This window comes from Synechococcus sp. NOUM97013, assembly GCF_014279815.1.
Classification (GTDB): Bacteria; Cyanobacteriota; Cyanobacteriia; order PCC-6307; family Cyanobiaceae; genus Synechococcus_C.
In genome coordinates, this window is the sequence record NZ_CP047941.1 from 1,363,672 (window position 1) to 1,386,743 (window position 23,072).

Below are 23,072 nucleotides of genomic sequence, written 5' to 3' on the forward strand. Positions count from 1 at the left end.
TCCATGGTCACGTTCCTGCTGCGTTCCGCCATCGCGGTGCTGTCTTTCTGTTTGATCGTGCTGCCGGTGCAGGCCGCACGCGACACGGACAGTTACGACGGCAATATCTTTGCGCTGTACGCCGGCAATGGTTCTCTCGTCCCCCCTGCAGTCAGCCTGGCTGAATCTCAAGCAGCAGGACGCACCAGCGTCATCGTTTACTACCTCGATGACAGCAGCACGAGCAAGACCTTCTCCGGTGCCGTCTCGGAACTGCAACGGGTGTGGGGGAACAGCGTTGATCTCTTGCCTTTGACCACGGATGCGCTGCAGGGACGGTCGACCAGCGACCCCAGCGACCCTGCCCATTACTGGAAAGGCACCATTCCACAGGTGGTCGTGCTCGATGGAGCGGGCAAGCTGCATCTGGATGCGGATGGTCAGGTTCCCCTGGAAATCATCAACGCAGCAGTCAGTGAAGCCACCGGTCTTCCTGCTCCAACCCAGGGAAGCATCAGCATGAGTTTCAACGAACTCAACACCGAGGTGATCTCCCGCTGATCCCACCCCAAGAACGCTTTACGCTGCGCGCCAACAAGTCCAGCTGCAAGCCAGCGTTTCCATGTGCGTTCTGCTCCTGATCCTTCTGCTGTTTGGACTCAGCGTGCTGTGGATTGAAGCGAGGCACAGGCTGAGGCCCTCGTCTCCCCTCACGCTCCGCCAGATGGACTGGAGCGTGAACAAGGGCAGTGGCGACCTTGAGCTCTCCGGTTGGCTGGAGATCGCCAACCCCCATCAAAGGATGGAGATCTTCGTCCCTGAACTGGAGGTCAAGCCGGTGTTGATCGGCAGCAGTGATCTCAGCGACATCGTGATCAGCACCAAGGTCACACCGCATCACCCAGACGAAGAAACCCGACCGGACGGCTACTGGCCCGCTTACATCGTGAAGGGTCACAAGCGCACCAGCATTCAGGTCAGCGTCAGCCTCAGCGGCCGCGATGGCATCGACGTGTCCAGCCGGGTCGACACCGTCTGGATGGAAGTGCACTGGGTCAACTACGGCCCCTTCGGCCGCTTGTCTCGCCGCGAAGGGGTGGTTGTTCCCCTGCGTCGACCTGCAGTGCTGCAGCAGGAGGCCGCAACGTTCCGATCCGGCGATGGCTGTTCGGTGCTCCCGTTGAAAACCCATCTGCTCGGACCGCTCGACAACACCATCGACGTGTTGCGTCACTACGCCGGCGATCTCGTGCAATCCGGAGACATCCTCACCATCGGTGAAACGCCGGTTGCGGTGATCCAAGGGCGTTACACCCATCCATCCATGGTGCACCCCAGCTGGATTGCGAGGCTGCTCTGCCGGGTGTTCCACCCCACCAGCAGCCTTGCGACGGCCTGCGGTTTACAGACGCTGATCGATCAGGTGGGACCCACCCGAGTGATCCTGGCGTGGTCAATCGGCCTGGCCCTCAAACTGATCGGTCTTAAAGGCTGGTTTTATCGCCTGGCTGGCGATCAGGCACGTCTGATTGATGACATCACCGGCACCACACCTCCCTATGACCAGACGATCGTGCTCGGTCCGCAGGCTCCCAAGCAGCTTTGCGAGGAGGCTGCGGCGTCCCTGGGTGTCTCCGTGGCCATCGTTGATGTGAATGACCTGGGCCGCGTGAAGGTGCTGGCGTCGAGCGCCGGCTGTGATGAGGAGCTGTTGCATCGGGCACTGCGCCCGAACCCGGCCGGCAACGCCAATGAGCGCACTCCCCTGGTATTGGTTCGACCCGTCTGAATCTCAGCAGACGAAAGTCAGCGATACATTGAGAGGGTGGTTGAGGGCTGCCGTGGCACCGACAGCGGGATACCGGCTCCGAGTCGAGTCCCTCAAAACCAGCCATCTGGCTCAATTGCCTAACGCACAGCCAGCCCCCTACGGACTGAACGCCAACAGTCTGCAGGGATTGATTGTTCAATCCTGGTTCAGTCGTTTTGACGATTGGTTGCCAGAACCTCTCAATGCACGACTGACACGTGCCCTGGCTTTGATCGAATCCGGCGCAGAGTCGTTGGACAGAGTCGAAGCACTGGCATTGATGCGACCGGGCAACCGTCGTCAGACCTGCTGGCATCTCGATCTGCTCGCGTTGGCATCTCCGCGTCACTTCAGCCGGCAACAGGGTCTGAGACTGCTGATTCAAGAAGCTCTCAATGATCAAACTGCACGCAACCACAGCTGGTTGGTGCGTTGCGATTCACAGGACAGGCCGCAATTGGATGTGCTGCGGGAGATGGGCTTCCAACCGCTCCGCCGTGCCCGGGTCTGGGACGCACCCATGGCTGATGCCAACGGCGTGGCAGCTCCGAACTGCGCATCGGCGATGCCGGCAGGGCTTGTCTGGTGCGATCTCACCCGAGAGAACGTTCGGCAACTGCTCGCCCTAGAACAGGCCAGCATCAGTCCCCAGCACCGACAGATTCTGGATCGTCAGTGGAGTGACCTGCTCGATCTGCGTGGAGGAGGCTCCAAGATGCTGATGGCCGAACGGGATGGAACCCGACAGGTCATCGCGGGGCTGATTCAACGTCCCTGGGGAATGGACGCCCCTCGACTGGAATTGATGCGTGGCCTGGCGTGGGATGAGCGGATCAGAGCTGCCATGCCCATGGCTCTTGGACTTCTCCAGCAACAGCGGCCCACGCCCTCGTTGCTGGTGACAGACGACGATCAGTCGCTTGGCGAATTACTGGAAGGTCTGGGTTGGAGGCCTGGTGGTCTTGAGGTGATGCTGGGGCGCAGCGTGTGGCGGCGTGTCAGTCAGCGCAACCTCGGGGGTATTCGTCCACTGGAATCGATGCTTGGCCGTCTGCAGCCTCAACATCCCCCCTTACCCACGCCAACTCTGGCGCCCAGGCGGTGAGCGTGAGTCCACAACCACGATCCGTATTGAGCCTGGATGTCGGTCGGAAGCGCATCGGTCTGGCCGGCTGCGATGCGCTTGGGCTGACAGTGACGCCCATCACGGCGCTTCGACGAGGGGCGTTCGAAGACGATCGAAGCCAGATCACCCGACTTTGCAACCAACGACAGGTTTCAGCGTTGGTGGTGGGCCTTCCACTCGATGATCGGGGGGAACCCACTGTGCAGGCTCGACACTGCAGACGCTACGGACTGCGACTGGCCCAAACGCTCGCCTTACCGCTGGCTTTTGTGAATGAACACAGCAGCAGCTGGGCTGCCGGAGAACGCCACCAGCTGCATGGTGATCGCAGCGGGCGGCTCGATAGTGCTGCCGCAGCATTGCTGCTGGAACAGTGGTTAGTGGAGGGACCGGAGCCACAACCAGTCGAGGCTGCGCCTGCCCAGCGTGGCGAGAAGGATGCTGATGCAGGATCCTGTTCTGAAACCACTCCAGCGCCATGAGCTCCAGCGGACCTGCTTCCAGCGGCGAGGTGCCCACCGTTCTCGTCAAGGACCGCGACGGGCGCGATCTCCTCTGCTTTCTTGAGCAGCTGATTCCCCTCGACGGCACCGACTACGCCCTGCTGACTCCGGTGGATACACCGGTCTGCCTGTTCCGCTTGCGTGATGGGGACGATCCAGAACTGATCGACAGCATCACCAGCAGCGAACCGATTCTCTCGGTCGCGGATGTGGTGCTTCAGGAGCACGATCTCACCCTCGTGCGGTCTGCCGTCACCCTCACCGTGAGCGGCGAACTCGATGAGCCGGATCCGGAGGATCTCGAGGACGAGGACGGTGACGATGAATCGGAAACCTATGAACTGCTGGTGAGCTTCCTCGTTGATGAACAGGAGTACGGGCTTTACATCCCCCTGGATCCGTTCTTCGTGGTGGCGCGCATGGAAGACGGTTCCGCGGTGTTGGTGGAAGGCGAGGATTTCGATCGGATCCAACCCCGCATCGAAGCCGAACTCGACGAGCGTGAGCTGTCTGAGTGATGCACCGTCACTGGCTGCGACCTGACTGGGACCCGGGCCTCACCCTGGCCCACCTGCCCCTCGAACCACTTCTGGGACGTGGGATTCGGGTGATGCTGCTCGATGTCGATCGCACCTTGCTGCCCGGCCGAGATGTGGAACTTCCCGAGGCCATGCAGCGCTGGGTGAATGACGCTTCACGGCACCTGCATCTCCACCTGATCAGTAACAACCCATCCAGAGCTCGGGTTCAAGCGGTTGCGGAACAGATGAACGTTCCCTTCACCTGTGCGGCATCCAAACCGCGTCGTGGGGCGATCCTGCAGGTGATCAATCAGCTGTCTCCTCCCCCGACGCAGATCGCCATGGTGGGTGATCGTGTGTTCACCGACGTGCTGGCCGGCAACCGTCTGGGGCTTTACACCGTGCTGGTGCGACCACCACGACAGGATGGCTCAGCCTGCAGCAACGATCGTGTGCAGCAGTTTGAGCGCCGCCTCGCCCGTTGGCTCGGTGCAGGGGGGGCATGACGCTCAGAGTTGTGAAAGTGGGCACCAGCTTGCTGCGCGAGCGCCCTGAAGCATCCACGGCGGAAGCGATTTCCAAGCTTTCAGCCAGCCTTGCTGAATGCATGGCGGGGGGAGACCGTCTTGTGCTCGTCTCATCCGGGGCGGTCGGGTTGGGCTGTCAACGGTTGGGCATGGAGCGTCGCCCCGTGAGCCTGACGGGTCTTCAGGCCGCAGCCGCAATCGGCCAGGGGCATCTGATGAGTCTGTACGAGGAGGCTCTGGCCCAGCATTCAATTCCGGTGGCACAGGTGTTGCTGACCCGGGCTGATCTGGCAGACCGACGCAGCTATCGCAGTGCCTCAGCAACGCTCCATCAGCTGCTCGAATGGGGTGTTCTGCCGATCGTCAATGAAAACGACACGGTGTCATCCGTGGAACTGCGGTTTGGCGACAACGACACCCTTTCAGCACTTGTGGCAGCAGCGATCGGAGCCGATGATCTGATCCTTCTCACCGATGTGGCCAGTCTGTATTCGGCTGATCCGCGCAGTGATGCAGATGCCAGACCGATCACCGACGTGCTCCACCCATCTCAGATCGATGCGCTTGAAAAAGGCGCCGGAGATGGCGGCCGCTGGGGGACTGGCGGCATGACCACCAAGCTTGCTGCAGCCCGGATCGCAACGGCCAGTGGCATCACCGTTCACCTCGGTGATGGCCGACAACCCGAAGCATTGCAAGCGATGCTGCGCGGTGGACGCGGAGGAACTGTGTTTCACCCGCATCCACAACCGCTTGGCAACCGCAAGAGCTGGTTAGCCCACGCCCTTCGACCCAGTGGTGTTCTGACCATCGATGACGGCGCCTGCCGAGCCCTGACGCAGAAAGGTGCATCGCTGCTGCTGGTGGGCATCACAGCCCTGGATGGGGAGTTCGATGCCAACCAAGCCGTGCGTCTGGTCAACTCCGCTGGCGAGGAGGTGGCCCGGGGGCTCAGCTCCATGAACAGCACGCAACTCAGGGATCAGTTGGCCGAAGCAAGCACCGATGTCAATCACCAGGGCGGGGCCCCAGTGGTGGTTCATCGCGACGCGATGGTGCTGATGACGCCTACGATCCGCCCGTCAGCGTCTTGATTCCATGCGCTTCAGCCAGTTGGTCGCCACCCTCAAGCAGGGCGAAGCTGGGGTTCTGGATGCCGCGACCGGTCGCGACCCGGATCTTCGCGGTGCCGCATCACTCGACCGCGCACAGGCTGATCAGCTCAGCTTCCTGGAACAGGGGAATGCCCTAATCAGCAGCCTGGAGACCAGTTCTGTCGGAGCGGTTCTGATTCCCGACCAAGCAGATCTGAAGGCGTTGGCTGAACAACGTGGTCTGGCCTGGGTCGTGTGCCGTGACCCACGCCTGGCATTTGCGGAATCCCTTGAGCAACTGCATCCCAATCCCGCGCCTGCTTCAGGCATTCATCCCAGCGCCGTGATCGCCGATCGCGTGCAACTCGGCGCTGGCGTGAGCATCGCCGCCCATGTCTGCATCGGGGACGACACGCGCATCGGATCGCGCACCGTCATTCACCCGGGCGTGGTGATCTACGGAGATGTGGAGGTCGGAGAAGGTTGCGAGCTTCACGCCAATGCTGTTCTGCATCCCGGCAGTCGCGTGGGCGATCGCTGTGTGGTCCATTCCAATGCAGTGGTCGGATCCGAAGGCTTTGGCTTTGTACCGACAGCCAAGGGATGGAGAAAGATGCCGCAAACCGGTCTGGTGGTGCTGGAGGACGGCGTTGAAGTGGGATGCGGAAGCACCATTGACCGACCCTCTGTTGGCGAAACACGCATCGGTGCCGGCACAAAGATCGACAACTTGGTGCAAATCGGCCATGGCGTTGAAACCGGTCGTGGCTGTGCTCTGGCCTCCCAGGTGGGCATCGCCGGTGGTGCTCAGCTGGGCAACGGCGTGATCCTTGCGGGCCAGGTGGGAGTGGCCAACCGCGCCCGCATCGGCGACCGCGCCATCGCCAGCTCCAAGAGCGGCATCCATGGCGAAGTTGCCGCCGGAGAAGTGGTCAGCGGCTACCCAGCCATTCCCAATCGTCTCTGGCTGCGCTGTTCAGCAGCATTCGCCAAACTTCCCGATCTGAACAAACAACTGCGGGAACTCAAGAAGGAGATCAGCGCCTTGAAGAGCCAGGCCCAACCGCCTCAGTAATCTCGCAGGCTGCACCTGCATTTCTGAGATTCCATGCGTCAGCATCGCGTCGTTCTGCTGCCTGGTGACGGCATCGGACCGGAAATCACAGCAGTGGCCCGCCGTCTCCTGGATGCGGTGAGCCAACGCCACGGATTCACCCTCAGTTTTGAGGAGCATCCGATGGGGGGTGCGGCGATTGATGCCACCGGGGAGCCTCTTCCTGACAGCACCCTGGCCGCCTGTCGTGGGGCAGACGCCGTTCTGCTGGCTGCCATTGGCAGCCCACGTTTCGACACCCTTCCCAGAGAGAAGCGTCCGGAAAGCGGACTGCTGGCCCTGCGAGCAGGCATGAAATTGTTTGCCAATCTGCGGCCGGTGAAGATCGTTCCCGCCTTGATCGATGCCAGCACGCTGCGCCCGGAGGTGATCGAAGGCGTGGATCTGATGGTGGTGCGTGAACTGACCGGTGGGATCTACTTCGGACAACCGAAAGGCCGTGTTGAAGCCGATGGGGAAGAGCGCGGGTTCAACACGATGACCTACGCGAGTTCCGAAGTGGATCGCATCGCCAAAGTGGCCTTTGATCTGGCCAAGGAGCGCCGAGGCCAGCTGTGTTCAGTTGACAAGGCCAATGTGCTTGATGTCAGCCAGTTGTGGCGGGATCGGGTCGACAGGATGGCTCCGCAATACAGCGGTGTGGACGTCAGCCACATGTATGTCGACAACGCGGCCATGCAACTGGTGCGCGCTCCGCGTCAATTCGATGTGTTGCTCACCGGCAATCTGTTCGGCGACATCCTCAGCGACGAAGCAGCCATGCTCACGGGCTCCATCGGCATGCTGCCGTCTGCGTCCCTTGGCTCTGATGGCCCGGGCCTGTTCGAACCGGTTCACGGTTCTGCCCCGGACATCGCCGGTCAGGACAAGGCCAACCCGATGGCCATGGTGCTCTCTGCCGCGATGATGCTGCGCATTGGCCTGAAGGAAGCCGAGGCTGCCACCGCCCTTGAACAGGCCGTCGACCAGGTGCTGGCGTCGGGATTCCGGACCGGAGACCTGATGGCGGACGGATGCACTGCGCTCGGCTGTGAAGCCATGGGTGAAGCCCTGCTGAAGGCTCTGGCTTCGTAACAGCCATTGCAAACGCCGGCCCCATCGCATGGGCGGAGGGCCGGCGACCTGGCAAACTCGCCTGGTTCAGTCTCCCTGCGTCGATGTCGAAACGCCATCCCGTTGTCGCCGTTACTGGTTCTTCCGGTGCCGGTACCAGCACCGTGAAACGGGCTTTCGAGCACATCTTCGCTCGTGAGAACATCACCCCCGCCGTGGTCGAAGGCGACAGCTACCACCGCTTCGAGCGGATGGCCATGAAAGAGGCAATGGCTGACGCTCTTGCCAAGGGTGAGAACTTCTCCCATTTCGGCCCCGAAGCCAACCTCTTCGACAAGCTCGAAGAGCTGTTCCGCGTCTACGGCGAAACCGGTGGTGGCCAGAAGCGCTACTACCTGCACAGCGTTGAAGAGGCTGCAGAGCACAACGCCCGTTTGGGTGTGAATCTCGAGCCTGGACAGTTCACCCCCTGGGAAGAGATCCCCGGTGGTACTGACGTGCTGTTCTACGAGGGCCTGCACGGCGGTGTGAAGGGCGACAGCTACGACGTGGCTGCCCTGGCCGACCTGCTGGTGGGTGTGGTGCCCATCACCAACCTCGAGTGGATTCAGAAGATCCATCGCGACAACGCCGAACGTGGATATTCAGCGGAAGCGATCGTGGACACGATCCTGCGTCGCATGCCGGATTACATCAATCACATCTGCCCGCAGTTCAGTCAGACCGACATCAATTTCCAGCGTGTTCCCACGGTGGACACCTCTAACCCCTTCATCTGCCGGAACATCCCGTCTCCGGATGAAAGCTTCGTGATCATCCACTTCCGCAAGGGTGCCCGCGAAAAGTGGGGGATTGATTTCACCTACCTGCTGAGCATGATCCACGATTCCTTCATGTCCAGCCCCACCAGCATCGTTGTGAATGGCGGAAAGATGGGATTCGCCATGGAACTGATTCTCACTCCGATCATTCACCGCATGATCGAAGAGAAAAACAAGCTGGCTTGATCATTCGTCCTGATCACAAACCGCAAACGGTCCTATCGTGGGTCCATCTGATCAATCAGGTGGGCCCATTTCTGTGTCACCACCCTCCTTCGTGATAGCGGGAGCCGGCGGCAACGCCAGCCTCACCCCGCGCTGGGATCGGGTGGACAGCCGCACATTGATTGCACTGGCCCGGAAAATTTATTTTCAACATCTCAGTGAATCGGGCCAATCTCTAGAACCCTGTGGCGTTGTGGTGAACATTCAGCACAACGATGGCCGAGTGGTGTTTGAAGCTCCCACCCTGCTTCCCGATGAACAGTTCATCAGTGCCGATCTGATCGGACGTCGGCTGAGACGCCCCCGTCAACTGAAAGACCGGCTCCGTGGAGCTGGAATGTGACCGCAACACTCGTACTGATCCTGCTTCTAGGCGGTGCCTGTGTGGGGAGTTTCATCAATGTGGTCGTCTGGCGCTTGCCCCGAGAAGAGTCGGTGGTGTGGCCCGGCAGTCATTGCCCCCATTGCGGCCATTGCATTCGCTGGCACGACAATCTGCCTGTGCTGGGCTGGATGATCCTGCGCGGTCGCTGCCGCGATTGCCATCAGCCCATTGCTGGCCGTTACCCGCTGGTGGAGGCATTCACGGCGGGCATTTGGCTCAGCGCCGGCTGGGCCGTGGGCCTTGATGCACCCAGTGCAGCCGGACTGCCGGCGACCTTGACCCTGGGCACCGGCGTGGTGCTGGCCAGCCTGCTGCTGCCGCTGGTGCTGATCGATATCGATCACCTCTGGCTGCCGGAACCGCTCTGCCGCACTGGCGTGATTCTTGGTTGGCTTGCCACGGCGTTGATGGTGACAGCCACAGTGCTCCCCGCATCCACCCTGCTCCATCACCTGATTGCAGCCGCAGCGGGTTTGGTGATTCTTGAGTCCCTCAGCGCTCTGGCTGAGCGCCTGGTAGGCCAACCGGCCCTCGGACTGGGTGACGCCAAACTCGCTGCGATGGCAGGGGCCTGGCTTGGGCTGGCAGGGCTTGGCATGGCCATGGGCATCGCCGTGATGACGGGTGCCCTGTTTGGCAGCATCGGCAGAATCAGCGGGCGCTTGAAGCCGAAACAACCCTTTCCCTTCGGACCATTCATCGCTCTGGGGATCTGGTTGGTCTGGCTGACGGGTCCTCAGTGGTGGTGGCAGAACTGGCTGATGCTTCTCCAGTTCTGACGCTTCTTCAAGCCTGACGGTGCATGCGGTCGTCCGCAGGCTTGGAACCCCCGTTTTGTGCTGTTGAATACCGGTCGTCGCAAGACCCCTAAGATGGAGTGAGGTTCTTGCCTTCCACTGGGGTGGATCGATCTTCGGACCATGAACAGGTGGATGTTGGCCAAGACCCCCTGCGATCACTGAGTTCGCAGGCCACGCGTGAGGAGTGAAAGGCCTTGAGTCTGTTCGACTGGTTCGCTGACCGCCGCAAGGGTCAGTCCGTGGTCAAGGTCAACCAAGAACCGGAAGACGGCGACGGGCTGTGGAGCAAATGTCCTGAATGCGGACAGGTTGTATATCGCAAGGACTTGTTGGCCAATGCCAGCGTCTGCAGCAACTGCGGCTACCACCACCGCATCTTCAGTGCGGAACGCATTGCGGTGATTGCCGATGAAGGCAGTTTCGAAGCTCTTGATGAAGGTCTCACCCCCACCGACCCACTGGGCTTCAAAGACCGTCGCGCCTACGCCGATCGCCTGAGAGAGACGCAGGCCGGAACGGGCTTGCGTGATGGTGTCATCACCGGCCTGTGTCGGGTCAACGACATCCCCATGGCTCTCGCCGTGATGGATTTCCGCTTCATGGGCGGATCCATGGGTTCGGTCGTTGGCGAGAAGATCACGCGCCTGATCGAAATCGCCACTGCCGAACGCCTTCCTCTGCTGATCGTGTGTGCCTCCGGTGGGGCCCGCATGCAGGAAGGCATGCTCAGCCTGATGCAGATGGCGAAAATTTCAGGAGCTCTCGAGCGTCATCGTGAGGCCGGCGTCCTTTACATGCCTCTGCTCACCCATCCGACCACCGGTGGTGTCACCGCCAGTTTCGCCATGCTTGGAGATCTGATCCTTGCCGAGCCGAAGGCGTTGATCGGTTTCGCCGGGCGGCGGGTGATCGAGCAAACGCTGCGAGAGAAGCTGCCAGACAATTTTCAGACAGCTGAGTATCTCCAGGATCACGGTTTCGTCGACACGATCGTTCCCCGAACGCAGCTGAAATCCACCCTGACCTCCCTGCTCAAGCTGCACGGTTGTCGACCTGCGGTGACTGCTCAGCCGTGATCGAACAAGTCCTCCGTCCCATCCGTCGCCTGCTCCTCTGGGTGCTGCTTCCCCTGCTGCTCACCCTCCAGGGCTCGCCAGCTCTTGCAGGGCCTGTGGACTGGAGAGAAGTGCCATCCACAGGCGACGGGCAGCAATGGTGGGATGCGGGAAGCGTGCGACGCACCCGCAATGACACCGTCAGCGTCCTGAGTCGCTACAGCCTGCGCACCGAGGATGACTCGCCAGCTCTCGGCACCCTTGTGGTGATGGAGATCGATTGCGATCAAACGCTGTACCGCGACATTCAAAAGAATGGGCTGCCCAGGTTTCGCGCTGAGTGGGAAGCACCCGCCAATGATGATCTGATCAGCGAAGTCATCCAGGCGGTCTGCAGCTCCGGCCTGGCCTGACCCACTTATCCACGACACAGCACTCGCGTTCACCATGCCTTTCAGCCCGTCATCCAGCACTCCCATCGGGGTGGCGATCGCCGGGCTTGGCTTCGGCGAAGCCGTTCACCTGCCAGCACTGGCCGCCAATCCCGCTCTCGAAGCCGTCGCTCTGTGGCATCCGCGCCAAGAACGCCTGGATGCGGCCTGTGCCAGTTCAGGACTCAAGGGCCACACCGACTGGGACGCGCTGCTGGCCGATCCAGCCGTTGACGCGGTGATCATCGCCACACCACCGCAGCCGCGTCATCCGCTGGCTCTACAAGCCCTGCAAGCGGGAAAGCACCTGCTGCTGGAAAAACCCGTGGCCTTGGATGCTCAACAGGTGGCGGAGCTTCAACGGGAAGCGATCCAACGCCGTTTAAGCGTTGCCGTTGATTTTGAATACCGAGCGGTTCCCCTCTTTCAACAGGCGGCACGCCTGCTGCAAGACGGAGCTGTGGGAACGCCGTGGTTGGTGAAAATGGATTGGCTGATGAGCAGCCGTGCCAACCCCAATCGTGCCTGGAGCTGGTACTCCCAGGCTGATCAGGGTGGTGGTGTGATCGGAGCACTGGGAACGCATGCCTTCGACACCCTGGCCTGGTTGGTGGGGCCGGTTCAACAGCTGCAAACCATCACGCGCACGGCCATCGCTGAGCGACCGGATGCACAGGGCCAACTGCGTACCGTCGATGCTGATGACATTGCACTGATCAACGCCGAGCTGTCGACCCATCAGGGCGGAACGGTGGCGGCACAAATTGCCTTGGCATCCGTGGCACGCAACGGTCGTGGTTGCTGGCTCGAGATCTATGGATCCGAAGGAACGCTCGTGCTCGGCAGTGACAACCAGAAGGATTACGTGCACGGCTTCTCGCTCACCTTGCATCGCGACGGCGAATCAACACGCAGCATCCAGGCCGATGAGGATCTCCGTTTTGCCACGACATGGAGCGACGGACGCGTCGCTCCCGTCTCCCGACTGCAGGGCTGGTGGGCCGAAAGCATCGCTCGCGGCAATCCCATGGTTCCGGGACTGGCCGAAGGCCTGATCAGCCAGCAAGCCTGTGATCGCGCACTTCAGATTGCAGGAACCAGCGCCTGAGCCGCCGGATCCATCAGGGAGAGTTGCCGCTCCAACGAACGCACTGTTAACTAGATCACAGCAATCGGTGGTCTTCGCTGAAAACGGCCCGAATCCCAGGCAACCAGCGGCGGATGCCGGTTCCGCCCGAGCAACCGTCCAACGTGACATATTGAGCTTGTCACAGGTAAAGTCCCTGCTCTACGGACCTTGAGTCCGCTAGGGCTCTCTTTTGGACTTTTTCTATGGCGCTCGTTCCGCTTCGGCTCCTGCTCGACCACGCCGCCGAGAACGGCTACGGCATTCCTGCGTTCAACGTGAACAACCTGGAGCAGGTCCAGTCGATCATGGAAGCGGCCTACGAGACCGACAGCCCTGTGATCCTGCAGGCCTCCCGTGGTGCTCGCACCTATGCCGGTGAGAACTTCCTGCGCCACCTGATCCTGGCCGCGGTTGAGACCTACCCGGACATCCCTGTGGTGATGCACCAGGACCACGGCAACAGCCCTGCCACCTGCTTCGGTGCTGCTGCCAACGGCTTCACTTCCGTGATGATGGACGGCTCCCTCGAGGCCGACGCCAAGACCCCTGCTAGCTACGACTACAACGTCAACGTCACCAAGGAAGTGGTGGATGTGGCCCACGCCATTGGCGTGAGCGTTGAAGGTGAGCTGGGTTGCCTGGGCTCCCTGGAAACCGGCAAGGGTGAAGCTGAAGACGGCCACGGTTTCGAGGGCGAGCTGTCCAAAGACCAGCTGCTCACCGACCCCGCTGAGGCTGCCGACTTCGTCGCCAAGACCAAGGTTGATGCTCTGGCCATTGCCATCGGCACCAGCCACGGCGCCTACAAGTTCACCCGCAAGCCCACCGGCGAAGTGCTCGCCATCAGCCGGATCGCTGAAATCCACAAAGCCATCCCCAACACCCACCTGGTGATGCACGGCTCCTCCTCCGTTCCCCAGGAATGGCTGGAAATGATCAACAAGTACGGCGGTGCCATTCCTGAGACCTACGGCGTTCCCGTCGAAGAAATCCAGGAAGGCATCCGCAACGGTGTGCGCAAGGTGAACATCGACACCGACAACCGTCTGGCTTTCACCGCCGCAGTGCGCGAGGCCGCCATGGCTGATCCTGCCAACTTCGACCCCCGCCACTTCAACAAGCCGGCTCGGAAGTACATGAAGCAGGTCTGCCTGGATCGCTACCAGCAATTTTGGGCTGCTGGCAACGCCAGCAAGATCAAGCAGCGTGACATCAACTACTACGCCGGTCTGTACGCCAAGGGCGAACTGGACCCCAAGACTGCTGTTGCTGCCTGATCATCAGGATCGAACAACTGATTCAAAGGGGGCCCGAAGGCCCCCTTTTTTATGGCTGGTTGCTGGCAGGGATCATGGAATCTGGACATCCAAATCCATTCGATTATTGCCGCGATGGTTCTCCGCTTCGATCACGATCTCCTCGGGGTCTGCGATCACTGTGATCACCTGTTTTCCCGTTGGAAGGGGCAATGGCAAGGTGAATTCCTCATCATCACCTGCACTCAACCAGGGGATCCGGATGTAACGACGTGTGCTGTACCGGTCATTAATAACAACGGCTACACCGACATCACTCACATCCATCTCGCCTGAATTCACAACGCGAAAATGAACGGATCCATTGTCATAACTCAAGTTTTCAATGGCCATATCGCTTCCGAGGGAACTGACGGACTGGAGTGGATACAACCAAAGCCGCTCCAATTGCTTGAGTCGAGTGGACGCATGTTCATGATGAAGATGTCCTCCGTAAGCCAGATCGGTGCTGCATCCATGGAGGTGCAAATGCGCACCTGGCTGCGGAACTGTGACGCGTCCTAGCTCAGGTTCGGTGTCAAAAAAACCACAGCAATCCCAGTGCATTGCACGTCCCAGATAACGGATTGGATCGATATTGTTTTCGGGTGGAAGTGGCGAGAGTCGATAGTGCTGCAACATGTCGTAGATGCTTTGACCTGCCCTTGAAGCCCCCGCTTCACTGGTGGCAACTTTCATGTTGCGCCGCTGCTGCCCCATGCAGAGCTTGGAGGCCACGGTGATCACCAATTCATGCCAGTGGGTCAACATCCGCACCCCGTAGATGGGAGCTATCTCAAGCATCCCGGAGCGCTGTCCTTGCGCAATCGCCTCAGCCACCAGAGTTTGGAGAGGCCTGTTCTCGATGGGGCCCAGCGCATCAAGCGTCACGGGGCGACGCAGGCTAGTTGCATCCCTTGTGAAGCACACATACGGGAAGTGACCACTTCCATCACCTGGAGTAAGCCGGATGATGCTGCCGTCGTGGGCGACACAACGCCAAATGGCAGATGTCGAAACGCTGTCCTGCAGAAAGGTCAGCTCCCCGTTGTCGATGCTGGTCGTGGTGCCAAGACCCAGCACGTCGCCTTTCAGCGGAATCCGTTCCAACGGGAGATGCTCGCGCACATCCCCCTGAATCAGGTCAGACACCGTGTTCGCAATGGTGAGATCGGCCACGAGAGTCAGTTGCATTGCTCCATCGCTAGCGGCAAAGCTCGCGAAACACCACGGCTGCAACCTTGTTCAGGGCATCAGGCTGAGACGGCCACTCCTGCCATCCAGTTGCGCCAGAGCTCCCACAGGCAAGGCCTGGTTAGGGCGGCCATGTCCCACCGGCAGATTGAGCACGACGGGAATGTTCAGATCACCGAGGCGTTCCTCAAGGATCTCCTCCATCGTGAAATCACCAGGAAGGATGTCGTTCTCAGCCCAGCTAAAGCGACCGCAGCCCACACCTGCCAGGTGCTGCAACAGGCCTGCGCTGCGCCACTGAGTCAGCATCCTGTCCACCCGGTAAGGAGCTTCGCCCACGTCTTCCAACACCAGAATGGCTCCCTTTAAAGAAGGCAGCCAGGGCGTTCCGATCAGGTGGGTCGCCACTGTCAGGTTGGTCACCACAAGAGGGCCGCGTACGACCCCACCACGACACGGCTCACCCTGCAGGGGAGCCACCGGTCGCCCGGAAAGCAGATCCACCGTCCGTTGCCACTGGGCATCCATGCCGCCGCTGGATCCGTGGATCGCCCCCGGCAGGCCAGCAGCCCACTGGGCCAGTAGCAAGGAACTCATGTCGGAAAAGCCAAGACTCCACTTGGCAACTCGCGGAAAGCGAAAACCGGATTCGAGCACGCGGGCGGCCCCCCAGCCACCCCCAAGGGTGAGCACCGCATCGACGCTGGGATCACTCCAGGCCGCCGTCAGATCGTTGACCCGCTGCCGATCGGTGCCAGAGAAATAGCGCCATTGACGGGTGACAGCAGCGGGGATCTCCAGATGCCACTGCTGTTGATCACAACGGTCGCGCAACAGTTGAAGATCAATGGCGGGATCCATCCAGGTGCCAGGGTTCACAGCGCGGATGCGCGATCCAGGCTTCAGGGGTTTCAGCCTGCGCTGGACAGCCATAGCCCTAGGCGGGAGCAAGGCCGTGATGATCGTGGATGCCCCTGAAAGCAGCAGCGTCCGGCGGGTTGCCATCAGCCCAGAAGGGCTTCCAACATGCGGCGGCCGTCGGTTCCTCCCGTGGCCGGATCACAGGCCCGTTCCGGGTGGGGCATCAGGCCAAGCACAGTGCCGCTGGCATTGGTGATCCCTGCGATGTCGCGCACCGATCCATTGGGGTTGTCGCCATAGCTCAGCGCGATGGCGTCATCGTCCTGAAGCTGCTTCAGGGTGTCATCGCTGCACTGGTAGCGGCCCTCACCGTGGGCGATCGGCAGGGTCAGGGCCCCGTCGTTGTACCCCCGCATCCATGCCGTGCGTTGGCTCACGACCTTGAGGACTGCGTCTTCACAGATGAAGTGCAGATCGCTGTTCCGGGTGAGTGCACCAGGAAGGAGCCCCAGCTCCGTGAGCACCTGAAATCCGTTGCAGATGCCGAGCACGCGTCCGCCCTTGGCAGCAAAGTCGATCAGGGACTGAAGGGCTGGCGCAAAGCGGGCGATCGCACCGCAGCGCAGATAGTCGCCATAACTGAAGCCACCAGGCAGAACGATGGCGTCGAAGCCGCTTAGGTCGGTCTCTTCATGCCAGACCCGGCGGGTGCTCATGCCCAGGCATCCCTCCGTTGCCCATTGCACATCCCGATCACAGTTCGAGCCAGGAAAAACGATGACCCCGATGCTCATGACTGGCTCAGCTCCAGCGTCCAGTTTTCAATCACAGGATTGGCCAGCAAGCGGTCGCTGAGGAGTTCAAGACGACGGCGTGCCTCGGCTTCATCAGGAGCCTCCAGCTCCAGTTCCACAGCCTTACCGATACGCAGACGTTCAACACCATCAACGCCCAGGCGGGCCGAGGCGGCCCGTGCGGCTTCACCAGCTGGATCGAGAACCGATGGGCGCAGATGCACCAGAACACGGGCTTGATAAAGCGGCACGAGCACCGAGCAGGGATTGTTAAATCTTGCCAGGCCAGGTGACCGCTCTTCCGCTGACGCTTGCACGTTGAAAGCAGAGCCATTCATCCCGAGGCCTGCCCGTGCATGCACCACTGGTTCCAGCACTGATTCGTGTGGTGCCGACGCTGGTGCTGATGAGCCTGGGGCTGACCTGCAGCGTCAACGGGCAGCCGCAGCTCTCACTGCCAATGGAGTGCCGCCAGCAGAAGCAGGCCTGGCAACCCTGCCGCTATGAAAGCGAACAACCAGGGGCCCGCTGGCGGCTGGCCTTTCAAAACCACACCGTGCACTTTCGCCATGACGGCACTGGACTGATGCACATGCAGATGGGAGATCAGGCCGCCTGGACCACTGTTCAGGCGCGATGGATCGCCGAAGGCACGCTTTGCTGGAACGACGTCTGCGCACGGGGCGACATCCCCCTCGACTAGTTCGACTTCTTTTCGACGCGTTCCCGCCATCAGGCGAGTCCGCGTCACTCCCAGGACACGGTGCAGCGATAGTGGTCAATATTGGCCACATCGATTTCCCTGCATGAAGTGTCGGTAATCGTTTTGCCCTGAGGCACGCGTGACGTGGCTCTTGTGATGGCGAGATCACGGTCCACGGCTTCAACGGTGACCTGACCTGCATGGACACTCAACACGCCCAAACCGAGAAGCGCGGAAACAGCCATCAACCGGGTGAACACAAGCATCACTGGTGGTGCGGATCTCCACTGGTTAGCAACGCTCTGTCCAAAAGCACGCTCAACCCACCGATCCGGTCATCCATGGCCCTTATCAAAGCCATCACGAACCGGTTCACAGTCAACATCGTTGTGTGATTCAGTTCGATCTTTCATTCACTCACACAAATCACTCAAGCCTGAAAGGCGACATTGGCTCAGGGTCATTGCAAAAATGATGGTGTTGTGATTCTGCAGATTCTTCAAAGCGAAGGAACCGGCATAGCCCCGCAGAATCCATTCACCACCGCGAGAGTCGGTGTAGTAGCCAACATTTTTGGCCACACCGGGGCGTTGCAATGTGAAGACATCGCTGAGCCCATCGATCCATTCCAGCCTGAACGTGCCACAGGGTGCTTGTGTGCAAAGAAACTGGCGTCTGCAGGCAATGCTCTTGTTGTTGTAAAGACAGTTATTCCAGGCCTCGTGTTCCCCCAGTGAAAGCAACACCGAAACCAACAACGTCAGCATGACCTGCCCATCGGAGCGTTGATGGAACAAGTAGCGACGCTGAGATCCATCGCAGCCTGATGGCTGGTTTGTCTTTTGTGATTCCCACCAGATCAGCCGCGCTCCAGCGAGGCATTGACCGCCAACTCAAACGGCACAGCGGAGTCAGGAAGCGTGAGCAGGTGTGCTGACAAGCGACCGAGATCCTCTGGCTGGGTCATGGCTTCAGGAGCCATGGACTGAACCGCCGATGCCATGTCGGTGTTGACCCAGCCAGGACAGATCGCAGTGATGCGGATCCCCTGCTCCCAGCCTTCGTTGCGCATGGCCTGACAGAGCCCCATCAAGGCAAATTTGCTGGCGGTGTAACCCGCCAACGTTCCCTTGCAGCGCTTGCCGCTCATCGACACCAACACCTGAATCCGTCCCTGCGATGACGCCACCAGCGCTGGCCATGCGGCACGGGTCAGCAACCAGGGCCCCATCACGTTGACGCGCCAGAGCTCATCGGGCTCCCCAATCTGATCGTCACTGAATACCAGAGGAGTGCGACGCAGAATCCCGGCGCAGTGGACCACCGTGTCGAGTCCACCGAAATGGGCCAGGGTGGTTGTGATCATCCGCTCGGCATCATCAGGATCTCGGGCGTCGTAGCGGCAGGCGATCAGACGATCGCCATGCCGTTGAGGGTCAAGGTCAGTACCAACCAGCGTCTCTGGATCTCGAACGGCCAGGCACAGACGATGACCATCCGCCAACAGAGCGCGGGCCACGGCGGCACCAATCCCCCGATTCGCACCGGTGATTACTGCGGTTCGCATGCTGGCGTGTGCGTCAGGATCGCAGCATGGTCCCACTGATGGGATCTCGAAGCTCTAGAGCTGACGTTGCCGTGTCTGACTGGAAACAAGCCTTCACGGGCTGGGGACTGAGCTGGGATGGATGGCTTCACAACCGTCGAGGCGAGTGGTGGTTGCTGGCCCAGCTGATCCTGATCGCCGCCCATCTGGCGCCAACCTGGCCGTCACCGGATGGCTTCGGTGTGCACTGGCCGACTCCGCTTCGTCTGATTGGCCTAATGGTGTTGATACTGGGCCTGGCCCTGGCGCTGCAGGGATTTCTGACACTGGGGGCCAGCCTTTCGCCCCTTCCCGATCCCAAACCGGGAGCAGCGCTTGTCATGGACGGGGTCTATCGGCAGTGCCGGCATCCCCTCTATCGCGCCGTGCTGGTGTGTTCGCTCGGGGTCGTGATCGCCCTGGGAAGTGTTCTGCACCTGCTGCTTCTGCTGATGCTCTGTGGATTGCTGGTGGGCAAGGCACGACGGGAGGAGAAGGCCCTGCTGAGCATCCTTCCCTCCTATGCGACCTACCGGACGGAGACGCCTGCAATCGTTGCCCACATCCCTGGACTGGACTGGCGCGACTGATCGGCCAGCTAGAAAACCGTTTATCCGTCCTTGAAGGGATAATCATTGCCTCTAGGACTGGCACGATTTTCCGCCAGCAGGATGCTTTTGACCGCTCAGCGCCTTCCGTTCACCAACGTGATCACTGGCCTGAGCGTGGCGGCGTTTGTGGTCTCAGCAGGAGCTCTGACCCCGAGGAAAGCCGAAGCCAGACCCCAGCAACGGCAATCGTTGATGGCCTTGCTGGAGCCACAACCGATGGAAGCGGAACAGGAACCGACTTCCAAGCTGCTGCTCAGGCGCACGGATCGCCGCATTCCCAGAACGGGTGATCCCATCTGGGAGCTGATGCTGGAGATCCCCGGCGAGCCTCAGCGACGCTTCGATGCCGTCAGTGGGCGGGCCAACCGTCAGAACGCGGACCGAGACCGCATGGGCAGCCGAGCACCTCTACCCACCGGTTCCTACAGCGTCGGCGTTGTGGAACCACTGGCAGCAGGTGCTTATCCAGAACTCGGTCCGGTGTGGATCAGCATTGAGCCCAACTTCATCACCGGACGGCGGGTTTTGGGGATTCATCAAGATCCCAGCGCCGGCATCAACAACACCCAAAGCGGCACGCTCGGATGCATCGGTCTCGTGCGTAGGGCGGACATGCTTGAACTGGCCCGCCTGATCGACAGCAACGGCACCACCCAACTAGACGTGATCGATTAAGGAATCGCGCTAAGGCTGAACGTCGCAGGCGTCGAGGGTGACAGTCCAGTCAGCCTGTCGATGCCGAAGCGAGAGCGATCAGGTGGATGCGGGAGCGCATGCCATCAGAGGTTGAAGGCTGTCTTCCAGCCGGGCTGCGGCATCGGCCTGAAGACCGATCACCACCAGCTCGATGCCCGTGCCGCCTGCAGGCTGCCAAGCCAGATCCGGCGCAGCTTCGAACCAGCTGTCTAGACGCGGACCCACCATCTGAATCTGCAGCGGCAAGGACTTGCCTTCCAGCCAGACACGGCCCTTGAGCCGAATCACGCCATGCTCGCGCACAAAGTCAGGCAGCAACTGCTCCAGCTGCTGCCGCGACACGGAGCCTTCGCAACGAACCTGACCGCTGAGAGCCTCCACATGGGTGTGATCGTGATGATCGTGCCCATCACCGTGATCGTGGTGGCTGTGATCGTGGTGGCTGCTATGGCTGGGATGCTCGTGCTCGTGGTGATCAGAAACCACGTTCTTCCCATCGCTTGTGGCGTCGATTCCAAGCACCAGGCCGGGATCCAGAACGCCGCGGCTGATGGCCAGGGTTTCAGTCCCGGCTCTCAACTTCGAGGCAAGGTCCTGCCGCACAGTCTTGAGCTGATCCGGCTGGAGACGGTCGCTACGACTGATCAACACCAGATCAGCTGACGCGAGCTGGTTCTCAAATAACTCATCGATGGCGGTGAGGTGATCAAGGCTGGGGTCGTCCTGGCGCTGGCGCTCCAGAGCAGCAGGGTCTCCGACCGGGCTGCCTGCACTCAACGCCTCACCATCCACCACCGTGACCACGCCATTGACATGGACACGTTTGCGAATCTCCGGCCATTCCAAGGCCTGCAACAGCGGTCTTGGAAGCGCAAGCCCACTAGTTTCAACGACGATGCCATCCAGCTGGTCGGAACGCTGCAGCAGCGTCTCCATCGTGGGCAGAAAATCGTCCTGAACGGTGCAACAAAGACAGCCGTTGTTCAGTTCCACCAGACGCCCATCAACCTCCTCCTCAGGGCAGAACCCACAGCTGCGGATCAGATCGCCATCCAGGCCGACCGTGCCGAACTCGTTGACCATCACAGCCAGACGCTGACCACTGGTGGTGAGCAGATGGCGGAGGATTGTTGTTTTACCGGCACCAAGAAAACCGGTGATGACGGTGACAGGCAGTCGAGTCGCCATCAGCGGCAACCAAGCGATTCACGGGTGCTGACGCCACTCTTGGTGTTCACTCCATTGGCCCGGGCACAGAGCGCCTTGAGCTGAGGAAGGTCAATCACGGCATTGGTGAAATCAGCCCCTTCAATTTCAGCATCGTTGAAACGACTTTGCATCAGCATGGCGTTGGTGAAGTTGGCGTCACGCAGATCGGCGCCATCAAAACGGCTGGAGAAGGCCACAACATCTTGCAGATCGGCCTCGCGCAGATCAGCGTCCTGAAGTTGCGAGGTATTGATCACGGCTCCGCGCAGGTCAGCGGCACTGAGGTCCACCTCACGCAGATCAGCCTTGAGGAACTCCTTTTCTTTGAGGTCGCGACCATGCATGTCCTGGCTGATGTCCTGCACGGCGCGCTGGCCTCTGAGCTCAGGAGCGGTGATTGCTTCAGCCGCACCGCCATTGCTCAACAAACCCACCATCAGAACCAGGGCGATAGCCATGGACGCCACGACGCGGCGGAACAGAAAACGAGAACGAGCTAGCACGGGAGTGATATGGGATCGGTCGGCAGTTGCTGGGTGCAGTTGCCGTAACTTGAACGGTCACGTTATGGCAGACAACTGCCCAGCCACGTGCCATGGCCAAGACTCTCCGGGTGGTGGTACCGCCCCACCCCCTCATTGCCCACTGGCTGACGGTGCTGAGGCATCAGGGAACGCCGGCTCCGTTATGTCGTACGGCAATGGAAGAACTTGGCCGCTGGCTCACCTATGAGGCTTTGCGTGACTGGCTGCCTCATCGACGCGACACCGTTCAGACGCCTTTGGCCAGCACGGAGGGCACGGTGATCGAGGCAGGAGTTCCCCTGCTCGCGGTGCCGATCCTTCCGGGGGGATTGCATCTTTGGGAAGGAGCACGGCAGGTGCTTCCCAGCACTGAGCTCTGCCTTGGAGGGCTTCCTGAAGCAATTGAAACCCAGGCCGGTGTTGTGCTGCTGATCGATCAGATCAGCCTGGGGGACGAACTAATTGGATTGTTGAGATCACTGGAGCGACTCGGTGTTGAGGCACCACGCCTACGCGTAATCACCGCCCTCGCTGCCAGCCCAGGTCTGAAGCAGATCGGGGAAACCTATCCCGAGATCACCATTCACACGGCCTGCATCGATGCTGAACTGGATGAACAGCAGCGCATTCTTCCCGGGATCGGTGATCCCCTGCAACGACTGGGAATCAGAACGTCTCAGGCGCCCTAGTCTGGGAGGACTCAACGAAAGCCCATGGTGCGGCAGCAGGACTCGACCTCAGGAACCCTGGCAACTCTGGTGAGTGGTGCGGTCCTCGGGGCCGCAGGATTGGGGTGGTGGCTGCTGTCAGAAGCAGACCGCCGCAGACGACTTCGTAACCAACGCTCCATGCTCTACGCCCCGCGGATGCAGGACGGCAGCGAAGCAATCAGTGCTGGCGATCAGCCAACGGTGGAAACAGAAGGTCACCTCGAAGCCCGCGTTGAACAATTGAATGCCGCCATCGCTGATGTGCGCCGCCAGCTCGAGGATCTCGGCTCCAGGGACTGATCAGGACGGCCGGTAGG

Annotated in this window: 30 protein-coding genes; 21 read left to right on the top strand and 9 right to left on the bottom strand. The window is 60.6% G+C overall.

The annotated features are described in order from the left end of the window. The first annotated feature begins 3 nt into the window (after positions 1-3). The 16 genes from SynNOUM97013_RS07225 (at position 4) to fba (ending at position 13,850) form a co-directional block, all read left to right on the top strand. On the top strand, positions 4-540 hold the full coding sequence (locus tag SynNOUM97013_RS07225; RefSeq protein ID WP_186479135.1) for a thylakoid membrane photosystem I accumulation factor: 537 nt from the start codon (positions 4-6) through the stop codon (positions 538-540). A gap of 61 nt (positions 541-601) precedes the next feature. Then, positions 602-1,768 (top strand): F420-0:Gamma-glutamyl ligase, encoded by a 1,167-nt coding sequence (locus SynNOUM97013_RS07230; RefSeq protein ID WP_186479136.1) that lies wholly within the window; start codon positions 602-604, stop codon positions 1,766-1,768. Positions 1,769-1,820: 52 nt separating this feature from the next. Beyond that, the gene (locus tag SynNOUM97013_RS07235; RefSeq protein ID WP_186479137.1) at positions 1,821-2,894 is read left to right on the top strand and encodes a hypothetical protein; all 1,074 of its coding nucleotides are present in this window, start codon (positions 1,821-1,823) and stop codon (positions 2,892-2,894) included. A gap of 2 nt (positions 2,895-2,896) precedes the next feature. Beyond that, on the top strand, positions 2,897-3,397 hold the full coding sequence (gene ruvX, locus SynNOUM97013_RS07240) for a Holliday junction resolvase RuvX (protein ID WP_186479138.1): 501 nt from the start codon (positions 2,897-2,899) through the stop codon (positions 3,395-3,397). Next, entirely contained in the window at positions 3,394-3,936 is a 543-nt protein-coding gene (locus tag SynNOUM97013_RS07245; RefSeq protein WP_186479139.1) for a DUF3727 domain-containing protein, read from the top strand. Before ruvX ends, SynNOUM97013_RS07245 begins: the two co-directional genes overlap by 4 nt. Continuing rightward, complete coding sequence (locus SynNOUM97013_RS07250) at positions 3,936-4,445, top strand: YqeG family HAD IIIA-type phosphatase (protein WP_186479140.1); 510 nt, start codon at positions 3,936-3,938, stop codon at positions 4,443-4,445. The genes SynNOUM97013_RS07245 and SynNOUM97013_RS07250 overlap by 1 nt, the downstream gene beginning before the upstream one ends. Further along, the gene (gene proB, locus SynNOUM97013_RS07255; RefSeq protein WP_186479141.1) at positions 4,442-5,560 is read left to right on the top strand and encodes a glutamate 5-kinase; all 1,119 of its coding nucleotides are present in this window, start codon (positions 4,442-4,444) and stop codon (positions 5,558-5,560) included. Before SynNOUM97013_RS07250 ends, proB begins: the two co-directional genes overlap by 4 nt. A 4-nt stretch (positions 5,561-5,564) precedes the next feature. Then, positions 5,565-6,635, top strand: coding sequence for a UDP-3-O-(3-hydroxymyristoyl)glucosamine N-acyltransferase (gene lpxD / locus SynNOUM97013_RS07260; RefSeq protein WP_186479142.1), 1,071 nt, complete (start codon positions 5,565-5,567; stop codon positions 6,633-6,635). 33 nt (positions 6,636-6,668) lie between these two features. Further along, entirely contained in the window at positions 6,669-7,748 is a 1,080-nt protein-coding gene (gene leuB, locus SynNOUM97013_RS07265; protein WP_186479143.1) for a 3-isopropylmalate dehydrogenase, read from the top strand. A gap of 83 nt (positions 7,749-7,831) precedes the next feature. Then, on the top strand, positions 7,832-8,734 hold the full coding sequence (locus tag SynNOUM97013_RS07270; RefSeq protein ID WP_186479144.1) for a phosphoribulokinase: 903 nt from the start codon (positions 7,832-7,834) through the stop codon (positions 8,732-8,734). 73 nt (positions 8,735-8,807) lie between these two features. Next, positions 8,808-9,116, top strand: coding sequence for a hypothetical protein (locus tag SynNOUM97013_RS07275; protein WP_186479145.1), 309 nt, complete (start codon positions 8,808-8,810; stop codon positions 9,114-9,116). Beyond that, a complete protein-coding gene (locus SynNOUM97013_RS07280; protein WP_255442630.1) occupies positions 9,113-9,937 on the top strand; it encodes an A24 family peptidase in 825 nt (274 codons plus the stop codon). The genes SynNOUM97013_RS07275 and SynNOUM97013_RS07280 overlap by 4 nt, the downstream gene beginning before the upstream one ends. Positions 9,938-10,152: 215 nt before the next feature. Then, on the top strand, positions 10,153-11,034 hold the full coding sequence (gene accD, locus SynNOUM97013_RS07285; RefSeq protein ID WP_186479146.1) for an acetyl-CoA carboxylase, carboxyltransferase subunit beta: 882 nt from the start codon (positions 10,153-10,155) through the stop codon (positions 11,032-11,034). Next, on the top strand, positions 11,034-11,426 hold the full coding sequence (locus SynNOUM97013_RS07290; RefSeq protein ID WP_370586472.1) for a hypothetical protein: 393 nt from the start codon (positions 11,034-11,036) through the stop codon (positions 11,424-11,426). Before accD ends, SynNOUM97013_RS07290 begins: the two co-directional genes overlap by 1 nt. Positions 11,427-11,460: 34 nt before the next feature. Next, a complete protein-coding gene (locus tag SynNOUM97013_RS07295) occupies positions 11,461-12,552 on the top strand; it encodes a Gfo/Idh/MocA family protein (protein ID WP_186479147.1) in 1,092 nt (363 codons plus the stop codon). A 224-nt stretch (positions 12,553-12,776) separates the two neighbouring features. Next, positions 12,777-13,850 carry a class II fructose-bisphosphate aldolase gene (gene fba / locus SynNOUM97013_RS07300; protein ID WP_186479148.1) on the top strand — a complete coding sequence of 358 codons (1,074 nt, stop codon included), beginning with the start codon at positions 12,777-12,779 and terminating at the stop codon, positions 13,848-13,850. 72 nt (positions 13,851-13,922) lie between these two features. Here the strand turns inward: fba and SynNOUM97013_RS07305 are convergent, their stop codons facing one another. From SynNOUM97013_RS07305 to purS, 4 genes are read right to left on the bottom strand one after another with little or no spacing between them, the layout of a single operon-like run. Beyond that, entirely contained in the window at positions 13,923-15,062 is a 1,140-nt protein-coding gene (locus tag SynNOUM97013_RS07305; protein ID WP_255442633.1) for a CARDB domain-containing protein, read from the bottom strand. A 51-nt stretch (positions 15,063-15,113) separates the two neighbouring features. Continuing rightward, positions 15,114-16,067, bottom strand: coding sequence for an LD-carboxypeptidase (locus SynNOUM97013_RS07310; protein WP_186479149.1), 954 nt, complete (start codon positions 16,065-16,067; stop codon positions 15,114-15,116). Further along, positions 16,067-16,717 (bottom strand): phosphoribosylformylglycinamidine synthase subunit PurQ, encoded by a 651-nt coding sequence (purQ, locus tag SynNOUM97013_RS07315; protein ID WP_186479150.1) that lies wholly within the window; start codon positions 16,715-16,717, stop codon positions 16,067-16,069. Before purQ ends, SynNOUM97013_RS07310 begins: the two co-directional genes overlap by 1 nt. Next, the gene (purS, locus tag SynNOUM97013_RS07320) at positions 16,714-16,968 is read right to left on the bottom strand and encodes a phosphoribosylformylglycinamidine synthase subunit PurS (RefSeq protein WP_255442634.1); all 255 of its coding nucleotides are present in this window, start codon (positions 16,966-16,968) and stop codon (positions 16,714-16,716) included. The genes purQ and purS overlap by 4 nt, the downstream gene beginning before the upstream one ends. A 101-nt stretch (positions 16,969-17,069) precedes the next feature. On the opposite strand from purS, the gene SynNOUM97013_RS07325 reads away from it, so the two are divergent. Beyond that, on the top strand, positions 17,070-17,420 hold the full coding sequence (locus SynNOUM97013_RS07325; RefSeq protein WP_255442635.1) for a hypothetical protein: 351 nt from the start codon (positions 17,070-17,072) through the stop codon (positions 17,418-17,420). Between the two features lie 44 nt (positions 17,421-17,464). Here the strand turns inward: SynNOUM97013_RS07325 and SynNOUM97013_RS07330 are convergent, their stop codons facing one another. The 3 genes from SynNOUM97013_RS07330 to SynNOUM97013_RS07340 all read right to left on the bottom strand — a co-directional run bounded on the left by SynNOUM97013_RS07330 (position 17,465) and on the right by SynNOUM97013_RS07340 (position 18,987). After that, entirely contained in the window at positions 17,465-17,665 is a 201-nt protein-coding gene (locus SynNOUM97013_RS07330) for a hypothetical protein (protein WP_255442637.1), read from the bottom strand. Between the two features lie 168 nt (positions 17,666-17,833). Continuing rightward, positions 17,834-18,187, bottom strand: a complete 354-nt coding sequence (locus SynNOUM97013_RS07335) for a hypothetical protein (RefSeq protein ID WP_186479153.1) — start codon at positions 18,185-18,187, stop codon at positions 17,834-17,836. A gap of 92 nt (positions 18,188-18,279) precedes the next feature. After that, positions 18,280-18,987, bottom strand: coding sequence for an SDR family NAD(P)-dependent oxidoreductase (locus tag SynNOUM97013_RS07340; protein ID WP_186479154.1), 708 nt, complete (start codon positions 18,985-18,987; stop codon positions 18,280-18,282). 38 nt (positions 18,988-19,025) lie between these two features. Between SynNOUM97013_RS07340 and SynNOUM97013_RS07345 the strand changes: the two genes are divergently transcribed. Both SynNOUM97013_RS07345 and SynNOUM97013_RS07350 read left to right on the top strand, forming a co-directional pair. Continuing rightward, the gene (locus SynNOUM97013_RS07345) at positions 19,026-19,595 is read left to right on the top strand and encodes an isoprenylcysteine carboxylmethyltransferase family protein (protein ID WP_186479155.1); all 570 of its coding nucleotides are present in this window, start codon (positions 19,026-19,028) and stop codon (positions 19,593-19,595) included. Between the two features lie 81 nt (positions 19,596-19,676). Beyond that, entirely contained in the window at positions 19,677-20,291 is a 615-nt protein-coding gene (locus SynNOUM97013_RS07350; RefSeq protein ID WP_370586411.1) for a hypothetical protein, read from the top strand. Positions 20,292-20,369: 78 nt separating this feature from the next. On the opposite strand, the gene cobW is transcribed toward SynNOUM97013_RS07350, so the two are convergent. Further along, the gene (cobW, locus tag SynNOUM97013_RS07355; RefSeq protein WP_186479156.1) at positions 20,370-21,500 is read right to left on the bottom strand and encodes a cobalamin biosynthesis protein CobW; all 1,131 of its coding nucleotides are present in this window, start codon (positions 21,498-21,500) and stop codon (positions 20,370-20,372) included. Further along, on the bottom strand, positions 21,500-21,979 hold the full coding sequence (locus SynNOUM97013_RS07360) for a pentapeptide repeat-containing protein (RefSeq protein WP_186481507.1): 480 nt from the start codon (positions 21,977-21,979) through the stop codon (positions 21,500-21,502). The genes cobW and SynNOUM97013_RS07360 overlap by 1 nt, the downstream gene beginning before the upstream one ends. 137 nt (positions 21,980-22,116) lie before the next feature. Between SynNOUM97013_RS07360 and SynNOUM97013_RS07365 the strand changes: the two genes are divergently transcribed. Next, a complete protein-coding gene (locus SynNOUM97013_RS07365) occupies positions 22,117-22,734 on the top strand; it encodes a uracil phosphoribosyltransferase (protein ID WP_186479157.1) in 618 nt (205 codons plus the stop codon). A gap of 24 nt (positions 22,735-22,758) precedes the next feature. Continuing rightward, complete coding sequence (locus tag SynNOUM97013_RS07370; RefSeq protein WP_186479158.1) at positions 22,759-23,055, top strand: hypothetical protein; 297 nt, start codon at positions 22,759-22,761, stop codon at positions 23,053-23,055. The last annotated feature ends 17 nt before the right edge of the window (positions 23,056-23,072 follow it).